The sequence below is a fragment of the Lysobacter sp. N42 genome, from assembly GCF_004344885.1.
The window spans coordinates 123023-141689 of record NZ_SKFB01000005.1 but is presented as its reverse complement, the minus strand read 5'-3'; the positions used below and the strand labels follow the sequence as shown (position 1 = coordinate 141689).

Here is an 18667-nt window from a genome sequence, read left to right as displayed (position 1 = left end):
CCGCGGCTTGTATTGAGTATTACTTCTTAGGCTTACTCGGCTTTTTAGTGGCTGCCTTCTTCTTAGCCTCTTTCTTTTTCACTTTCTTAGCTTTGCTCTTTTTCTTGGCGATTTTGTCCGGTTCTGGGAATTTGAACTGTGGACGTAAATCTTTAATGAATCGGCGTTCGATTTTTTGGCCGAGGTATTTTTCAATGCGACCAAGATAAATTGCGTCATGAGCTTCTACTAAGCTAATTGCTGTTCCTTTCTTGCCAGCTCGACCTGTTCTGCCAATGCGATGAACGTAGGTGTCGCCTTTCACTGGAAGGTCGAAATTCACCACAAGCTCTACGTCTGGCACGTCTATGCCTCGTGCGGCAACGTCGGTGGCAACTAGAATGCGAGATCTTAAAGAATGAAACGCGGCAAGACGTTTTTGCCGTTCGTCTTGCGGTAATTCGCCCTCAAGAAACAGGCAATTAAAACCCTCTCGTTGTAACAGCGCATGCACTTCATGTACACGCTCACGTTTTTTCACAAATACCAGAACGCGGCCTGTGTATTCTTTCAATGTACGTGAAAGAAGAGCTACTTTGTGTTCTAAAGTGTCTGCAATATGCAGCCACTGAGTGATTTTTCCTCGTTCACGTTTCGGTGGCTCTGCGTCTATAACCGTTGCAGCATTCAATGCTGCTTTCGAAAAAGCTCGTAACGAATGGTCGTCATTGGTGGCGGAGAACAGGAAACGTTGCTTCAGGTGAGGAGCTTCACTTTGAATTTGTTCCACCGCACCACGGAAGCCCATGTCGAGTAGGCGATCGCCTTCGTCTAACACCATGAGCTCTAATTCGTGGGCGCTAAATTGTTCAGCTGCAAGGTAGTCAATTAAACGGCCTGGTGTAGCAATGACGATATCGAGATTCTTCTCCATTTCACCCAAATGACTACCGTAATTTACACCGCCAGTAATGGTTAGTGACTTCAGCCCCGTTGCTTTGCCTAGTTTCTCTGCCCATAAGCCAATTTGATTCGCCAGCTCACGGGTTGGCGCAAGAACCAATGCTCGAGCTGAACCGGGCTTGCTGCGCGGGAAGTCGACTAGGTATTGGAACACTGGCAGCAAATAAGCAAGGGTTTTGCCGGTTCCTGTAGGTGAAGTCGCAAAAATATCCTTTAATTCCAAGGCGTGCGGTATCACTAGCTGTTGAATACGGGTCGGTTTTTTGAGACCTTCTTCTAACAGCACTTGTATTAATTCTGAACTAAGTTCAAGATCTTGCCAATCTGGAGTCATCGGATTCGCTTTTTCCGGTTAAATAGATACACTGATCATAACCGATTTTTAAGCATGGGAGTACGCCCTTGCGAAGGGTTCGTAACGTGAGAATAAGAATGGCCACCAAAAAAGCCTTTTTGAGCATATTAGAAAACGAAATTTCACAAGACACATTGAAGTTACCCACGCTTCCAGACATTGCGATTCAAGTCGAGCAAGCTGCTAATGACCCGGATGTTTCCTTACAAGACTTAAATGCCATTATTGCCCGAGATCCAGCGCTAAGCGCTCGTATGGTAAAACTAGCTAACAGTGCATGGCTTGGTCGCGCAGTTCGTGTCGAGAGCTTGCAGCAGGCTTTAACGCGCATAGGGCTTTGGCAGGTCCGCAACATCGTCGTAGGTTTGGCCATGGAGCAATTGTTCGAAGCGAAAAACGATATTGTTCGGCGACGTATGCAGGAGTGTTGGCTCGAGTCTGTGAAGCTTACCGCGGCAGTGGTTGTGTTATTGAAAAATTACGATGGCAAAGTGCGGTTGCACCAACACACCGCAGCGTTGATGACGATGACCAGCCAAATTGGAGCACTTCCGGTGCTTACTATGGCAGAGAAACATGCCGACACCTTTGCTAACCCTACGTTTATAAACGACTGCATTGCCAGCGTGGCACCTTCGTTAAGTGGCATGATTTTAAAAGCATGGAAATTTGCCGACGAACAAATTCACGTGGGTGAGCATTGGCAGGGCGCGATTGTGAGCTTTAAGCCGTCTTACCTGAGTATTATTCAACTTGCAGGTGTTCTGACTGAAACGCACAGCTCACAGCGTAGTGAAGCGTTGTTAAGTTGCTTCGTACAAACCGGCTTGTTGCCTGCCCCCAACTGGTGGGAGCAGGAACATGTTCAGGCGGAGTATAAGAGTATTTTAGAAGCGTTGAGTTAAGTAGTTTGTGATTGCCCGAAGGCTTTTGTGATGTCGGCCACAAGCTGGTTGAATTAGCCCGCCCGTAATACGTGATTTTTTGAGATATTCACTCTCGACTGCCTAAAGACCATCGCAAACAATAGAATCAGTGTCCAATACCCAATGCTAGAACCTGAACTCGAACCTGAGTCGGGTTCGGGGTCTGGATCAGGCTCAGGAGTGGGGTCTGGCGTAGTTTCATTATTCTCGTCTACATCAAGCGCAATGGTTAACTCTCTATTTTCTGGTACAGCATCTTGAGGTGCTGCAAATAGCCGAAAGTTAAGATCGTATTCTCCAACTACGGAAGCGCTTAAATTGAGTTCAACGGTGTCGCCTAAAAGCGCTCTTAAATTGTCGATTTTACAGCGATAGAAGAGGTCAGTGGCTTCTTCCCAGCAGGAGTGGCTTGAGCTTTCAAGGTGAATTCTAGGCTCGCTACCTCCAGCGTACCGGTCGATTTCAATTAAAATATTGTTTACTGTACGTTCAGACAAATTATCGATATTTAAAGACACTTGGAAGTTCTTACCTTCGGAAACGCTTTGTGAGGCGACATTACTGTCGAGGTGCATGGGAACGGTGTTGTCTTCTTCGGTGAAAAGGTACACCGCACCAGTGCCGAACTCGCCGTAAACATAAGCGCCACCACTTGCGACAAATAGCTCTCCATCAGGGGTAATGTCCATAAATGTACCTAGATGCCCAGCCCGAAGGGGGGCAGGGGGGCTTAGCGTTTCTGGTGGAATTGGAGCGTAAAATCGCTGTACTTCTTCCCAGCTTGACGAAGCGGTTGAGCGCTCTAAGACTAAAACCTCACCCAATGAATTGATAATTTCGTTTTCATGGTAGTACTTGGCGGCCAGGTTGGTGGAAATATATAGGCGGTTTCCATCTAATTTGATGTGTCGAGCAAACGCGTATCTTGCTAGATTATCCGATATGTCCTCTTGCCCTAGTTCGTAGTTAAACTGGTTTTGCAGGCTCCAAATATCGTCAACCTCGTTGTATTGGTAGTGGGAAACGTAGTGGGCATCGTCTTCTTTCCTACCATCAAAGATAAGATCATTGTTTACTAACTCTAAGTTACGCATACTGAGTAAACCGTCAGTTGGATTTTCGAAGCCAACGCTTTCAATAGTTTGATGAAACTCCCACTCATCAGTTTCAACGTTATGCTTAAAGATTTGAATTTCTGGGTCAATATCGTTAGTAAGCGAATTATGCATCACTGACCCATATGCCACGAGCCATGGATAACTTATATTTATTTCCTGCCCAAAACCATTGTAGGCAGAGCTTTGTAGTTCAAAGTCCTCGGACCAAATTTCAGAATGTAACTCCCATTGCGAGTCGGCATTTTCTTTGAAAATAAAGAGCTTTCCGCCCTCTAAACCATTCTCTGTACCGAGTTGGTCTAGCCAAGTGGAGGTGATGAGCCAGCCGTTATCATAATTGATTTCCGTTGCGAAAGCGCTAATGCCTAATTTTGGCCGGTCAATCTCTCTAACAAGAGTTGCTTGTTGAGTTTCAGGGTCAAACTCGTATTCGAAAATGACGCCGGAAGCGAATGGACTTGCGATATCTCCAGGGCGCGCCTCAGTGTCAGCGACAAAGAAGCGATGACCGTCTACCGCAATGCGGTCACCATAGAGAGATGATTCCCCTCTGAGTACTTGTGTTTCACGCCAGAGTCCATTTGAGTTGAGGGCGAACACTCTTACGTATCCACCACCTTCATCCATAGATATAGATTGGAATAATACATACCCATCACCAGTAGTAATACGTTGTCCAAGTTTCTCATCGGTATCGAAATTCATTTCTGGCAGGAACAATTGTTTGGGTGTAAAGCCAGCGTAACTTTGAAAGGAAACGAGCGCTAGTAAAACTAGCGCTGTTTTGACGGTGTTGTAGATAGTTGATTTGATCATCATGGGCACATCACCCAGTTGTTGTTTTCGTCCATATAGGGGCATTCGAGTCCGAAGTTTGGGTCTCCACCGGAGCCTCCATCATCACCACCAGAGCCACCATCAGTACCGCCGGAATCACCATCATTGGGAATGTAGAGAAGTTTGTTGGGCGTACCGCTAGGAACCTGATATAGCTTGTTCAAGCTAGCATCATTAATCAACGAGGTTATAATATCACTCGGGTTAACGGTTGTTGAATATCTATTTTGGTCAATTAATAAGGCAAGAGCGCCGGAAACGAAAGGAGCTGCCATAGATGTTCCATCCTGGGTTCCATACGAAGAGTTTGAGCTGTATGTTGCTGAAGTAATGTTTGCTCCCGGAGCAAAGATATCTACAACCGCATCATAGTTTGAGAAATCGGCACGCTCATCATACATCGTTGTGGCTCCAACTGTGACCACTCTAGGAATTCTGGCAGGGGTCTTATTGATGGCATCTATATTTTCATTTCCAGCAGATGCGACTACGATAAAGTTATTGGTGTCTATTAATTGATTGACTGCAATTTCAAATGGGTCTTCGCCCCCTTCCGTTGCAGATAGTCCCAAACTCATGTTTACCACTGAAATTAACTCGGCATCGTCATGCCCACGTCGGTAAATTGCATTGAGTCCGGCAATTATCGATGCAGTACTAGCATTCCCATAACAATCAGTCACTCGAACGTCGTAGACTTCTGCTTGCTTGGCCACGCCAAAGCTTTGACCTGCAGCTATACCTGCAACGTGCGTACCGTGATTTTTATTCCAAACACTATCCACTCTACCATCTTCTGGAGGAATAATTGCCGAACACCAAAGTTTTACTTCGGGGGATTGATACAGATAGTTACTACTGCCAAAGTAGTCGAAATACTGTGTAATTCTGCCATTCATTTCTTGGTGATTGTAGTTTACGCCCGAGTCAACGACGTAAATTTTGACATCATTACCTTGATACTCGGTGGTATAACTACTGGACAAAGGCAGGTCGACCTGGTCAACCCTATCGAGTCCCCAGTCCGGATCATCTTGTGTGTAGCTGTTAAGGTACACAGGAGCTACCGGCACAACCGAATGTATATTCGGGTTTCGAGCTAAAGCCTCGGCGCGGGCAGCAGGCATAGAGGCAGAGAAACCTTGTAAGATATGGTCAAAAACTGAACCCACTTCGATATTCTGCTGATTGGCAAATTGAGTAGTTAATGCTCGGACTGCTTGTGTAGCCATTCTATGCCCTTCGTTAAAACGCACGATGTACCGGTCTTTAATGTGGTTTTCGTAAAAGGCTTCTTCGTAAGTTTCCGCGTGAGAGTAGGGGGGGGGTAAAGATTGCGCCTGTGACTGTGAGAGCTAATAAGTACTTCCATTGATTTTTCATTCTTATGTCCTTGCTTTGTTGTCCTCCATTATTGTTAACACTGTCTATAACTTTAATCAATGAACCAAGTGATAACTTTGTAAAGAGCGGTTTTTTTACGAACAAGGAGAGGTTGCTAAGGGTTCACTCCCTCATAAGGTGCATAGCAATTCGAGTGAGGCATATTTCTGGAGAGGAAAAAATAGCCGCGGCTAACCGCGGCTTGTGTTGAATATTATTTTAGCGCTTAGCTAGTCGTTAGCAGCTTGCCCAAATGCTTCGGCAAGGGCATCTACCAACTGGCTAAACTCACCTTGCATAAGCGCTAAGTCTGAATCGAGTAACGCCGCGGCATCCAACCCATCTGTGTCGCGTTGCTCCATTACTTGGTCTGTGAACTTTATGCGCTTAATGCCATAGTCGTCGGCTAGCGAGAACAATATATTTTCTTGATACGACATCGCCAATTCAGTCACACGTTTGTTTTGCTTTAAGTGTTCCTGTACTTCTGGCATGTCGAGATCGTGGCCTTTAATTTTAACCACCATAGAGTCTTCGCTGAGGTGTTTTAGTTCAGCGTCTTGACCCATTTCAAAGCCATCCGGTGCTTTCATTTTCTTCACCCAATCGGTCATAAATAATGACGCAGGTCCTTCAGAGGCAAAAGGTTGAACAGGTAAAGAGCCTAGAGAAGTTCTTAGGTGAGAGGTAAATTCTTCGGCCTTTTTTGCAGAAGAAGAGTCGACATAAACACGCTGATTCTTAATATCGATAATGCCCCACGTTAATGCGAACTTACTTAAGGCACGAGGCATCATTTCGTTCATAATGTCTTCTTTAAGCGCCTTTTGGTCTTTACGCGGCATCGCATAGGCATTTTCTTGTTCAAACTGGGTTTTGCGATGCTCTAATTCTTCTTTTACTGCGCTAGCTGGAACAACTTTCTCTTCCTTGCGTAAACACAAAAGTACCGCGTCCTTTTGTTCAACAGCCATCAGTTCACTTTGGGCAAATGGAGACACCCAACCTAAACTCATAGGTTCACTGCGGTTGCAGGGGGTAAATTGGTTCTGAACGAGCGCTTCTTGAAGATTACCAGGAACAGAAAACTCTTGGCTAAAGGTATAAACACGAAGGTTGCGAAACCACATTTGTAGACTCCATTATTCGCAAGCAAAAAGGTATGGTAACGACTTTAATATCCGTTGTCAGTCGCTTCTGCGTCTTTCTCTAGAGGAACTACAGGGAAAGAGAACTGGTAGCTCAGGCCTTTGCCTTGTTCGCTAAAGGCATTCACTTCACCGTTTAAGGTTTCGCGCACAAGTGTGTAAATAATGTGGGTACCCAAGCCGCTACCGCCTCGGTTGGCTTTAGTGGTAAAGAATGGGTCGAAAAGGTGTTCAAGCTGCTCTTCACTTAAGCCTAAACCATCGTCGTTGTATAAGAATTCTAGAACATCTTTATCGAGCTTAGCTTGAATCGTAATGTGGCCAGACTCTTTACCTTCAAAACCATGAATAACCGAGTTCATAATCATGTTGGTAAGAATTTGGGCAAGTGCGCCGGCAAGGCATTTCACTTTTATTGTTTCGTCGCATTCAATGTCTATGGAAACATTTTGTTTTTTCAATGTTGGGTGTAGCGACTTCACTACGTTGCGCATATAGGCAGCCAATGAAATGTCTCTCATTGCGTCTGAGCTTTGGTCCACGGCGACTTCTTTGAAGCTAGACATGAGCTCTCTTGCACGGTGTAGATTATTTTCAAGAAGTTGAACGCTTTCTCGTGCCTCGTCAATAAACCGCTTCATTTGCGACTGAGTGAGTGTTTGGTCGTCTAACGCTATAGCTAAGGCTTCTACCCGGTCTGCAAGGAATGAAGTTGCAGTTACACCAATGCCAATGGGGGTATTTACGTCGTGCGCGATACCCGCAACTAAACCACCAAGAGAAGCGAGTTTTTCACTTTCTACAAGTTTCGATTGTGCTGTTTTAATCGTGTCTAAGGAATCTTTCAGGCGCTCATTGGTGCGCTTCAGTGTTGCTTCAGTTAAGCGGCGCTGCTGAATTTCTCGTTCAAGCTCGTATTGGCGTTTTTCAAGATCTAAACGGCGCTCTTCAAGGTCTAGCATTAGCTTGCTCATACCCGAAGTTTTTCTTGCTACTTCTTGCTCTAACAGGTCATTTTGCTCGTCGAGCCTGCGGTTTGCGTGAACTAACTTGTCTTGAGTTCGTTGTAAGTCGGTTTGATATTCACTAATTTTGTCGAGCAACTCATTAAACGCACCTTCTAAAAGGCCGAACTCATTTTCTTTGGCGTTACTCAGGTTCAGCCTAGACTCGTCGGGTGAGTTTGGCTCGAACGCTTCAATTTGAGTAGTGAGCTCCTGCATGGGGCGTGTCAGCATTTTATTAAATGCGTAGGTAAACAAAAGAAGCAGGAACGTTGTTTTAATTATGGCGTTACCGAGTAAAAACAAAAGGCTAACTTTAAGGCGCTCAATGGCAACGTCGCGGTTAGAAAACAGGGTAATGTCACCTACCAAGGTAGACTGACCTGAAAACTCAAACGCGAGTGGACTGTAATGTCCGAAAATACCGTCGCGCTCAGAAATTTTCACAGGACTTTCTGGGTTATTGGGCAAAGCATTCAAGGGCAGCGTTTGCCCCATTTGCACAATAAGTTGTCCACGGTCGTCACGAATCACTAAGCCACCAATTGCAGGAATACTAATAAGGCCGTCGGCAAGCGCTTGGATTTGTTGGTTGTTAAACTCCCAAAGTGAACGTGTAAGGCTGGCAGAAAAGGTGTTGTGCTGGTTCTCTAACTCAATCGCTAAAGAACGTTTGGTATTGTTGTACTCACCAACAATATGCGCAGTAGTCACGATGAAGGTGATCACAAAATAGACTGATAAAACCCGAGTGAGAAGGGTTCGAGAAATGCTTTTATATTGCACTTACACGTTTCCTGTCATTTAGTCTGCGCATGAAAATTTGGAATTCCATGTCAAAACTACCGAATAGCATGCAGGTTCGCAAGAAAATACTGTCATTGCAGGCTATAATCTGAAGCGTTCAGTATACGAACATTTCAATTTCGTCATAATTAATTCATATTTTGGTAGAAAATCTGCAATAAAAGTGTCACTTGTAATAAAGCTGTAATGTTTGTGTCATACAATTGTCGTTTTCATCATCACGATAGGAAAGTTTTATGAAACAGGTAAAAACACTTGGACTTTTAGTGGCGGCTCTTGGGTTTACTTCTATAGCGCAAGCGAACGAAGTAGAAGTAGACTTTTACGGTCGTATTCAATTGTCGACAGCTTATTTGTACGACGGTGACGAAGGTGGCCTTAATGTAGCGAGTAATGCAAGTCGCATCGGTGTAACAGCTGATTACCGACTGAATGAAGACTTGAGTGTTTTTGCCGAAATCGAACGCTCGGTAGACGTAAGTGAAGGCGGCAGCTCTCTGGGCGCTCGTGACACTTTAATCGGATTTAAAGGCGACTTCGGTACCGTAACGTTCGGTTACTTTGGTTCTCCAACCAAGTCTATTCTTTCGGGTGTTGAAGAGTTTCGTGACCGAATTGGTGATGGCCGTAACATGCTTCGTCGTGGTGAAATGCATCTCGACCGCCGTTACAAAAATGCTGTGCAATACCAAACTCCGAATATGAATGGCTTTGTATGGAAGCTTCATTACGGAACTGAAGAACAAACTGGCGTAACGGTAACGAACGACAACGACATTATTGGTACGTCGTTGCAATACCGTACTGGTGGCTGGGCATTTACTGCAGGCTATCAGCACGACAACCGTAACGTAGGTAAAACAGTAAAAGGTACTCGTTTTAGTGTTGTTCGTATCGGTGATGGCTGGCGTGTTGCTGCACTTGGTCAGCGCGTAACTAACTTAGTTGAGGGTGACGCAACTGGATGGATCTTGTCTGGTCGCTATCGCTTAAACAACGAATACTGGCTTAAAGCGCAAGTGGGTGCGCGTAGTTATGACGACATCGACAATAACGAATCAAGCTCGTTCTCTATTGGTTTAGACCGCGTATTGTCGCCAAGCTTAACGGTATACACTGTGGCTACCATGACTAACAATGACGACCTAGGTCTAGCCTCAATCACTGAAGGTGGATTTGGTAAGTCTCTTCCTGTAATGGCAGGTAACGACCCATTCGGACTGTCTGCTGGCGTAGTATTCAGATTCTAAAATCGAGAATGTGACACTTTTTCGACGGAAGTCATAAAAGTGTCACACTTCTATCCCATACTGATAATATATCGAATAAATAATGGGATATGGTCATGCCAAGTAGAATTCTAATCGTTGAAGATGAAGCACCAATTCGCGAGATGCTTGCTTTCGTTATGGAGCAACACGGATATCAACCCGTGGAAGCTTCAGACTACAATGTTGCACTAGAGCGTTTAGTTGAACCTTACCCAGACATGATTCTGTTAGATTGGATGCTTCCTGGTGGTAGTGGTGTGCAGCTTGCGCGCAAAATTAAAGGAACTGAGCATTTAAAGCATATTCCAATCATTATGCTCACAGCGCGTGGTGAAGAAGAAGACAAGATAAAAGGGTTAGAAGTTGGTGCCGACGACTACATGACTAAACCTTTTTCTCCAAAAGAGTTGATTGCGCGTATGCGTGCAGTGTTCCGCCGAGTGAACCCAACTTCATTAGACGAGCCTCTGGTTGTTGAAGGGCTTAAGCTAGACCCAGTGTCACACCGAGTTTCAACCAACGACGACCCACTAGATATGGGGCCGACCGAATTTCGCTTATTACACTTCTTTATGACACACCCAGAGCGCGTGTATAGTCGTGAGCAGCTACTTGACCACGTTTGGGGTACGAATGTATACGTGGAAGACAGAACGGTAGATGTGCATATCCGTCGCTTAAGAAAAGCGTTAGAATCGCATGGACATGATCGACTTGTACAAACGGTTAGAGGTGTAGGTTATCGTTTCTCTGCGCGATAATTTAAGTTGTCTTCCTGAAAGGTAATCTATGGAACGCGATTATAATTTTGCTCGGCTACTCATTCGTATTGTTGTTATTTGCGCCGGCTTGGCTGCAATAGGCAGTATCTGGGGTATCAGTGCTGAGCTTATCGCGTTATTTCTATTTGGTTTGATTGTTTGGGGACTGTTTTATCAGCAGCGCCTAAGTAAATGGTTGTGGCAAAGCCGCACCATGCACCCTCCACAAGCTCCGGGTACTTGGAGCGACATTTACGACGGTATTTATCGTACATTGCGTCGCTCGCAGTTAAGACGTCGTAATTTAGCCATGATTTTGCAGCGCTTCCGTGAAGCCGCTGAGTCGATTCCCGATGCGGGCATGGTGTTAGAAGCAAGTGGTAATTTGGTGTGGGCGAATCGTTTAGCTCAGCTTTATTTTGGCTTGAAATGGCCAGCTGACAAAGGCATACGTATCACCAACTTTATACGCCACCCACGTTTTGTGAAGTACTTTAGAAAGGGCGACTTTAAAGAGTCAATTACGTTGTCGTCGCCAGTGGGTGACAGCCGCATGATCGAGTTAAGAATTATGCCCTATGCGGGCAAACAGTGGTTGGTGATAGCTCGAGACGTTACTCGAATTTCAAAGCTTGAACGCATGCGCAAAGACTTCGTTGCCAATGTGTCCCATGAATTAAAAACACCGCTTACCGTTATGCAAGGCTATTTAGAGCTTATGGAAGATCCAGAGCTTATGCCGCCCAAGCAAATGAAAAAAGCAATTCGCGACATAACGAGTCAAACCGGTCGCATGCAGATTATGGTCGAACAGTTACTTACGCTTTCGCGTATGGAAGCTCAGGGCTCAGACGTAAGCGACGTTATCCGTGTGAAACAATTAACAGAGCGGTTGCTTGCCGACCTGAAAATTATGGCAGAGTCGAAAGACCAAACATTACAAGTAGAAATAGACGACAGTATTATTGTTCAAGGGAGTGAAGAGAAGCTTAGCGCTGCAATTCAGAACCTTGTAGTAAACGCAATTAAGTACACCCCCACTGAAGGCATCATTAAAGTGTCGTGGAAAATGAATATGCAAGGTGCTGAATTTTCCGTGACCGACAACGGTCATGGTATTAGCGCCGAACATTTGCCTAGACTAACGGAGCGTTTTTATCGCGTTGAAGACGACCGAAACAGCGGTACTGGTGGTACGGGTTTAGGTTTGTCTATCGTGAAGCATTCGTTAGAACATCATCGTTCATACCTGCAAGTTCAAAGTGTTTTAGGCAAAGGAAGCACCTTCAGCTTCGTTATTCCCCATAGCCTACTTCTAAGTGCGGCGAGCTAAATTTTAGCTGTCACAAAAACGCCGCATTTGTCACAAAACCTTCTCACTTGTCATTGAATTGTCATTTTGCATTCACTTAGCTGTCACATCGATTTGGATAATGGTTCCCGCAAACTAATAATCTTCCAATAACGGGGACCTACAAATATGTTAGCTCGTAACTTATTCAAGCTTAGTGCTGTCGCAATGGCGTTGGCGCTTTCTGCATGTGGTGGCGACATCGTCATTAATGCAGGTGGTGAACAGAATCCAGGCGGTGACGGCGGCTCTGGTGGCGGCGGTGGCGGCACACCAGTTGAAGGCGATTGCCCTTCATGGGCAACTGAAGGCGACGCGATCAGTGGCCAGAACCTACCTGTTTGTGAAATTACAGGTACGTTAACGCAAGACCGGACATTAACGAACGACATTTTGTGGGCGCTAGACGGCCGTGTAGCAGTAGGTAACGACGAAGCTGACTCTACTGTGCTTTCAATTGAAGCAGGCACCACGTTATTTGGTAAAAGCGGTGCAGACTTCTTAGTGGTTCGTCGTGGCTCGCAAATCATGGCAGAGGGCACACAAAACTCGCCAATCGTAATGACTTCATTGCAAAACCTACTTGGTACAGCAACTGGTACTGACTCAGGCCAGTGGGGTGGTTTAGTGTTGCTAGGTCGCGCACCAAGTAACCGTTGTGAAGATTTGTCAGCTTGTTCAATTGAAGCTGAAGGTGACGCTGGTCCTTACGGCGGTAACCTAGAAGACGACAACAGTGGTGTTTTACGCTACGTGCAGGTTCGTTACGCGGGTTATGAAGTATTGCCAGACAACGAATTAAACGGTATTACCTTCGCAGGTGTAGGTTCAGGTACTACTGTTGAACATATTCAGGTTTACAACAACCTAGACGACGGTATCGAGTTTTTCGGCGGTACAGTAAGTGCTAAATATGTTGTCCTTATGGGTAACCAAGACGACTCTCTAGACTGGGACGCAGGCTGGAATGGTCGTTTACAACACGTACTGATCAAGCACAACCCATACAATGCAAAAGCTAACCGTGGTATCGAGGCAGACAATAGTTCTGCAGACTTCAATGCTACGCCACGCAGCCGCCCAGTAATTTCTAACCTAACCATTCTAACGAATGAGTGGGACGGTGATGACGATGCTGAAGGTATCTTGTTACGCCGTGGTACTAGCGCTGAACTTCACAACGTTATTATTGCAGGCGAGCCAGGAACGGGTGAGTGCTTCGAGTTAAACGACGACGCAACTGTTGCAAATGCGAATTCGAACGACATGCAATTCACACACTCGATCATCAGCTGTTCAGAACCTTTCAAAGCAACTGTAGACGCGAACGACAACGTTACTTTTGACGCTGAAGCTTGGTTCCTAGGTCAAGAGGGTAACTCTACTGTTGACCCACTTCTAGGTGACTACATGCCTTCTGCGGTTTCTCCTGCGCTAGGTGCTGGTGTAAACGTAGCGAACCAAGTAGATAACTGGTTCGACGAAGTTGACTACATCGGTGCGTTCGACGGCACAACTGACTGGACTGAAGGTTGGACTTACGGTTTACATAACACTGTAGACGCAATGAGCTGCCCATCAGGTACTACTCAAATTCAAAGTATTACTGGTCGCTTGAACTGTGAACTGAATGGTACTTACACGCAAGACGTTCACCTACAAGTAGGTGCAGACTATGTACTTGACGGTCTAGTGCGTATCGGTAACGACAATGCTGACAACTCAACACTCTACATTGACCCAGGTGTAACTATCTTCGGTCAAGGTGGTGCTGACTTCTTGGTTATCGCACGTGGTTCTAAAATTAGCGCTGAAGGTCGCCCGAACGCGCCAATCGTAATGACATCATTGCAAGACGTTATTGGTGCAAACACTTCTTCTGGCCAATGGGGCGGACTAGTGTTGCTAGGTAACGGCGTAAGCAACAAGTGTGACCAAGCAGCTCCGGAAAACTGTGCAATTGAAGCTGAAGGCGACGCTGGCCCATATGGCGGCGGTATTGAAGACGACAACTCAGGTAAAATGAAGTTTGTACGTGTTCAACACGCAGGCTACGAAGTATTACCAGACAACGAACTTAACGGTATTACTTTCGCAGGTATCGGTTCAGGAACTCGCTTGTCATTCTTACAAGTTCACCAAAACCTAGACGACGGTATCGAGTTCTTCGGTGGCTCTGCAAACGTGCGTTACATGGTAACGACAGCAATTGGTGATGACTCACTAGACTGGGCTGACGGCTGGAACGGTAAAGTACAGTTCATGCTTGTTAAGCACGACGGTGAAGCGAACCGCGGTATCGAAGCTGATAACCAGTCAGGTAACTTCACTGCTACTCCTATCTCGAATCCAACGGTTGCGAACATGACCATTATCGGTAACGACTACACGTCTGCTGATAAGGACTCTGAAGGTGTGCTTCTTAGAGCGGGTACAACTGCGAAGCTATATAACTTTGTTATCACTGGTCCTGCAGGAATGGGTGAATGTTTAGAGTTTAACTCTGACGAGTCAATGGCACTTGCTGCAGACTTCACGACAGAGATGACGCACTCACTAGTTGCATGTGACGAACCTTTCAAAGGTGACGTAAGTGCTACGCAAACAACAGAACAGTGGTTCTTAGCTCAAGAAGGTAACCAAACTGCAGCAACTATGGCTGAAGCAGTAAACGGTATCTTCACAATCTTCGATACAACAGCTCGCGACGTGTCTCAGGATGATGACTTCTTCGTAAACGTTCCATTCATCGGTGCGGTTACAGAAGACTACAACTGGACGCAAGGTTGGACTGTTGGTCTTGAATCTAACTAATAAAAGGCGGTAACTAAATGAAGCAACGTAGAATGATCCTGAGACCTCTCGCACGATCAATCCTAATTGCTCTTGCTACCGCCCCTCTGATGTCTCAGCCCTTGTGGGCTGAGACTACAGACGTTGAGGCGGAAGCTGCAGCGGAGGAAGCGGAAGAGCAAGTGATTGACGAAGTGCTACGCGAGCAACGTGTTGAGCGTATTCAAGTCACTGGTCGTCAAATGAGTTCGGCAGCTGTAGTTGCTGCAGAGCGCCGTGAGCAACCGCAAGTAGCAGACTACCTCGACTCAGTCTCTATCGGCAGAATTGGTGATTCCGACGTAGCGTCTGCATTAAGACGCATTACCGGTCTTACTCTTGTCGATAATAAGTTTATCTATGTACGTGGTTTAGGTGAACGTTATTCGAGTACCTTGTTAAATGGCGGTATGGTACCGAGTCCAGACCCAACCCGTAATGTAATACCTTTGGACATGTTTCCAACCAGTATTATTGAAAGCTTAGTGGTACAAAAGAGCTTCTCAGTGTCTGAACCTGCATCTTTCGGGGGCGGTGGTGTAAACATCCGCACGTTGAACTTACCTCAGGAAAGATTCTTTGAGTTCTCACTAAGCACAGGAATGAACTCTGAAAACAGTGACGATGGTTTAACTTATGCTGGTGGCGACGATGACTGGCGTGGTCGTGATGACGGCACACGCGGTTTGGCACCTGAGTTAACGAATGCACTGAATCAGTATGGCTCTTTAGAACCAATTTCTATCGCGCAAGCACTTGGCGGTGTAACAGTTGAGAACCTTGAGCAAGCTCAAGCGATTAACCGTGACTTAGGCTTAGCCATTAATCGTAATATGGACGTTACTGAGCAGTCGATTGACCCAGACTACGGCGCAAGCTTTAGTTATGGTGACCGCTTTGAACTTAGCGACAGTTTGAGCCTGGGTTTAATGAGTGCTGTAAGTTACGACCAAAGCGCGAAAAACATCAACGAACAAGAGCGTTATTACTCTATTACTACCGGTAATGAGTTAACTCCGCTTGTGGCGTTCGACGATATTTCCGGAACGGAATACAACACTCAGTTGTCAGGCATTTTCAACGTAGGCTTGAACTACAACAATGAACATAAGTTGGAAACAACTACGGTTTATTTGTTAGACACAGCCGACGAAATTAAAAAGAAAGTGGGTGACACCATTGAAACCATTAACGAGTCGAACCGTGAAAACGTAGACTACTCGATTCGTTATGAAGAGCGCACATTGGTGGCCAACCAAATTCGCGGTTCGCACGTATTCGGTTTCTTGGGTGACATGAGCATAGACTGGCAGTATACCGACGCTAAAGCACGTCGTTATGCACCAGGCGAAGTAGAGTATCGCTACCTTCGTAACCGTGGTGAAGACGGAAGCGTAACTGAAGCATTACGCCGCAGTGACAACGCTGCATTGTACTTGTTCAGTGACATGGTTGATAACACGGAAAATGGTCGCATCGACTTTGGTTTACCTGTGAGTTTGAGCAACTGGGAATTAGAACTGCAAGGTGGCTACTTCTATTACCAACGTTCGCGCAACTCGGAAGTAAATCGCTTTAAGTTGGACAGCCGTGGGTTCTCAAACCAAGAGTTGGCGCAGTCGTTCTCGAATATTTTCTCGGACGAGAATATTCAAGATCCAAACCGCAACTTCAGAATTTCTGACGTAACAGCGCAGGCAGATGACTACATTGCAGCACAGCAACTAGACGCGTTCTATGTTGGTGTAGATGCATTGTGGGACTACACATGGCGTGTAAATGTTGGCGCACGTTATGAAGACTTCCGTCAATTAGCATTACCTATGAACCCTGCTACAGGTGAAATTCAAGGTGAAATTGCTGACTATCCATTGCTAGACGACGACTTGTACCCAAGTATCGCCGTAACCTGGTTATTCCACCCAGACATGCAGTTAAGATTCGGTGCTAGTGAAACCGTTGTTCGTCCAGACTTGCGTGAGGTTACTCCAGTACTTTATGTCGACCCACTTACGGATTTTAAAGTCATTGGTTACTCGGACCTGATTAGTTCGAAGCTCACTAACTTTGATGTGCGCTGGGAATGGTACATGTATACCGGTGGTTCTCTAAGTGTTGGTGGTTTCTACAAAGACATCGACGCGCCAATCGAAACGATTGAGCTGCTTGGTTCAGACGGTAACTTACTGGTGTCGTTCCGTAACGCTGAGACAGGTTACGTGTATGGCTTAGAAACAGAGTTTGTAAAACCATTTGAAGGCGCTTTAGAAGGTTTCTTCGTCGCCGGTAACGTTACGTTGAGCGACTCTGAGATTGAAATTCAAAGCTTTGGTGAATCAAACATCACTAACCTTACACGTAGAATGTCAGGCCATTCTGAGTATGTACTGAATACCCAGTTAGGTTTCGACTCTGCGAACGAGAAACACTCTGCAACGCTGAGCTACAACGTGTTTGGCGAGCGTATTTCTTTCGCTGGTGTAGATGGGAAAGACGATGCTTACGAGCAACCATTCCACTCTGTAGACTTTACCTATAGCTACTACCCTGTAGACGGTATGACGTTCAAAGTGGGCGCGAAGAACCTACTGGGTGAGTCAGTTGAAATTACTCAGCAAGGTGAAATTCTTCAACGTCGCGAGCCTGGAACAAGTTTAAGCGCAAGTTTTACTTACCGCTTCTAAACTTCGTTCATAAAAATGTAAAAATAAAACCTCTAGCTTTTCAATGAGCTAGGGGTTTTATGCTACTTTTATGACAGCTGTAACAAAACTGACACAGTGAGTCGTTATGATCATTGCCGAATTAATCGAGTCCCAAGTGGAGAAAACAGATGAGACAGTTCAAGAAAGTTTTGTCAGCGGCAGTTGCATTATGCGTAGTCAACTTTACCGCAGTAGCAGATATCGACCCTAACTTACCCGACTACGAGCGTGCGTCTGGTGTTTCCGGTAACCTGAACTCAATTGGTTCAGATACATTAAACAACTTAATGACGCTTTGGGCGGAAGAGTTCAACAAATTCTACCCAAATGTGAACATTCAAATTCAAGGTGCGGGCTCTTCTACAGCTCCTCCTGCGTTGACTGAAGGTACAGCAACACTTGCGCCAATGAGCCGCGAGATGCGTCAGTCAGAAATCGAAGCATTCGAAAACAAATTTGGTTATGCGCCTTACGCATTGCCAGTAGCTATCGACATGGTAGCGGTGTTCGTAAATAAAGATAACCCAATTGAAGGTTTGAGCCTGCCAGAAGTTGACGCAATCTTTTCTGCAACTCGCCGTGGTGGCTACCCTGAAAATATCGATCGCTGGGGCCAAGTTGGCTTAACAGGCGCTTGGGACAACCGCGATTTCGCACTTTATAGCCGTAACGCAGTTTCGGGTACATACGGTTTCTTTAAAGACATGGCATTGTTTGGTGGTGACTATAAGCCAAGCATCAATGAACAGCCAGGCTCTTCTTCTGTAGTACAAGGTGTTTCTGAGTCTATCAACGGTATTGGTTACTCAGGTATCGGCTACCAAACTTCAAGTGTTCGCGCTATTCCATTAGCTGTTGAGCTTGGTGGTGAGTACTTTGAACCTACGGCTGAAAACGCAGCTACGGGTGCGTACCCACTATCTCGTTACTTGTTTATCTACATCAACAAGCATCCGAACCGTCCACTAGACCCAATGATGCGTGAATTCGTGAAAATGGTTTACTCAAACGTAGGTCAGGGCGTGGTATACAGAGACGGATACGTTCCTTTGCCAGCTTCACTAACTAACCGTGTGCTGGCTGACTTAGGTATCGAGTAATAAAGTTCAGTGTAAGTCCCTTTTTGAGGCACCTCGGTGCCTCTTTTTATTTTTGGCGCATGACAAAAGTATGAAAGGCAGGAAATGTGTCAGTACCGTGACATAAATATGACAATATGACAGTACT

General features: G+C 45.7%; 12 protein-coding genes. 7 read left to right on the top strand and 5 right to left on the bottom strand.

All coding sequences use genetic code 11. The annotated features are described in order from the left end of the window. Positions 1-19: 19 nt before the first annotated feature. Positions 20-1276, bottom strand: coding sequence for an ATP-dependent RNA helicase SrmB (gene srmB / locus EYQ95_RS11595; RefSeq protein ID WP_111916119.1), 1257 nt, complete (start codon positions 1274-1276; stop codon positions 20-22). A gap of 98 nt (positions 1277-1374) precedes the next feature. Here srmB and EYQ95_RS11590 point away from each other — a divergent pair, with 98 nt between their 5' ends. Beyond that, the gene (locus EYQ95_RS11590) at positions 1375-2202 is read left to right on the top strand and encodes an HDOD domain-containing protein (RefSeq protein ID WP_111916118.1); all 828 of its coding nucleotides are present in this window, start codon (positions 1375-1377) and stop codon (positions 2200-2202) included. A gap of 53 nt (positions 2203-2255) precedes the next feature. Here the strand turns inward: EYQ95_RS11590 and EYQ95_RS11585 are convergent, their stop codons facing one another. The 4 genes from EYQ95_RS11585 to EYQ95_RS11570 form a co-directional block, all read right to left on the bottom strand. Beyond that, on the bottom strand, positions 2256-4160 hold the full coding sequence (locus tag EYQ95_RS11585) for a hypothetical protein (RefSeq protein WP_111916117.1): 1905 nt from the start codon (positions 4158-4160) through the stop codon (positions 2256-2258). Next, a complete protein-coding gene (locus EYQ95_RS11580) occupies positions 4157-5434 on the bottom strand; it encodes a S8 family peptidase (RefSeq protein ID WP_256371953.1) in 1278 nt (425 codons plus the stop codon). The genes EYQ95_RS11585 and EYQ95_RS11580 overlap by 4 nt, the downstream gene beginning before the upstream one ends. A 357-nt stretch (positions 5435-5791) precedes the next feature. Next, complete coding sequence (locus EYQ95_RS11575; protein WP_111916115.1) at positions 5792-6691, bottom strand: recombination-associated protein RdgC; 900 nt, start codon at positions 6689-6691, stop codon at positions 5792-5794. A 44-nt stretch (positions 6692-6735) separates the two neighbouring features. Beyond that, positions 6736-8499, bottom strand: coding sequence for a sensor histidine kinase (locus tag EYQ95_RS11570; protein ID WP_111916114.1), 1764 nt, complete (start codon positions 8497-8499; stop codon positions 6736-6738). Positions 8500-8756: 257 nt separating this feature from the next. Between EYQ95_RS11570 and EYQ95_RS11565 the strand changes: the two genes are divergently transcribed. The 6 genes from EYQ95_RS11565 (at position 8757) to EYQ95_RS11540 (ending at position 18540) form a co-directional block, all read left to right on the top strand. Continuing rightward, positions 8757-9770, top strand: a complete 1014-nt coding sequence (locus EYQ95_RS11565) for a porin (protein WP_111916113.1) — start codon at positions 8757-8759, stop codon at positions 9768-9770. Between the two features lie 95 nt (positions 9771-9865). Further along, positions 9866-10552: a phosphate regulon transcriptional regulator PhoB gene (gene phoB, locus EYQ95_RS11560; RefSeq protein ID WP_111916112.1), complete on the top strand. Its 687-nt coding sequence runs from the start codon at positions 9866-9868 to the stop codon at positions 10550-10552. Between the two features lie 28 nt (positions 10553-10580). Next, a complete protein-coding gene (gene phoR / locus EYQ95_RS11555; protein ID WP_111916111.1) occupies positions 10581-11885 on the top strand; it encodes a phosphate regulon sensor histidine kinase PhoR in 1305 nt (434 codons plus the stop codon). Between the two features lie 147 nt (positions 11886-12032). Continuing rightward, positions 12033-14717 carry a hypothetical protein gene (locus EYQ95_RS11550; RefSeq protein WP_111916110.1) on the top strand — a complete coding sequence of 895 codons (2685 nt, stop codon included), beginning with the start codon at positions 12033-12035 and terminating at the stop codon, positions 14715-14717. 17 nt (positions 14718-14734) lie between these two features. Then, positions 14735-17419, top strand: a complete 2685-nt coding sequence (locus tag EYQ95_RS11545; RefSeq protein WP_207801118.1) for a TonB-dependent receptor domain-containing protein — start codon at positions 14735-14737, stop codon at positions 17417-17419. Between the two features lie 149 nt (positions 17420-17568). Beyond that, positions 17569-18540, top strand: coding sequence for a PstS family phosphate ABC transporter substrate-binding protein (locus EYQ95_RS11540; protein ID WP_111916109.1), 972 nt, complete (start codon positions 17569-17571; stop codon positions 18538-18540). The last annotated feature ends 127 nt before the right edge of the window (positions 18541-18667 follow it).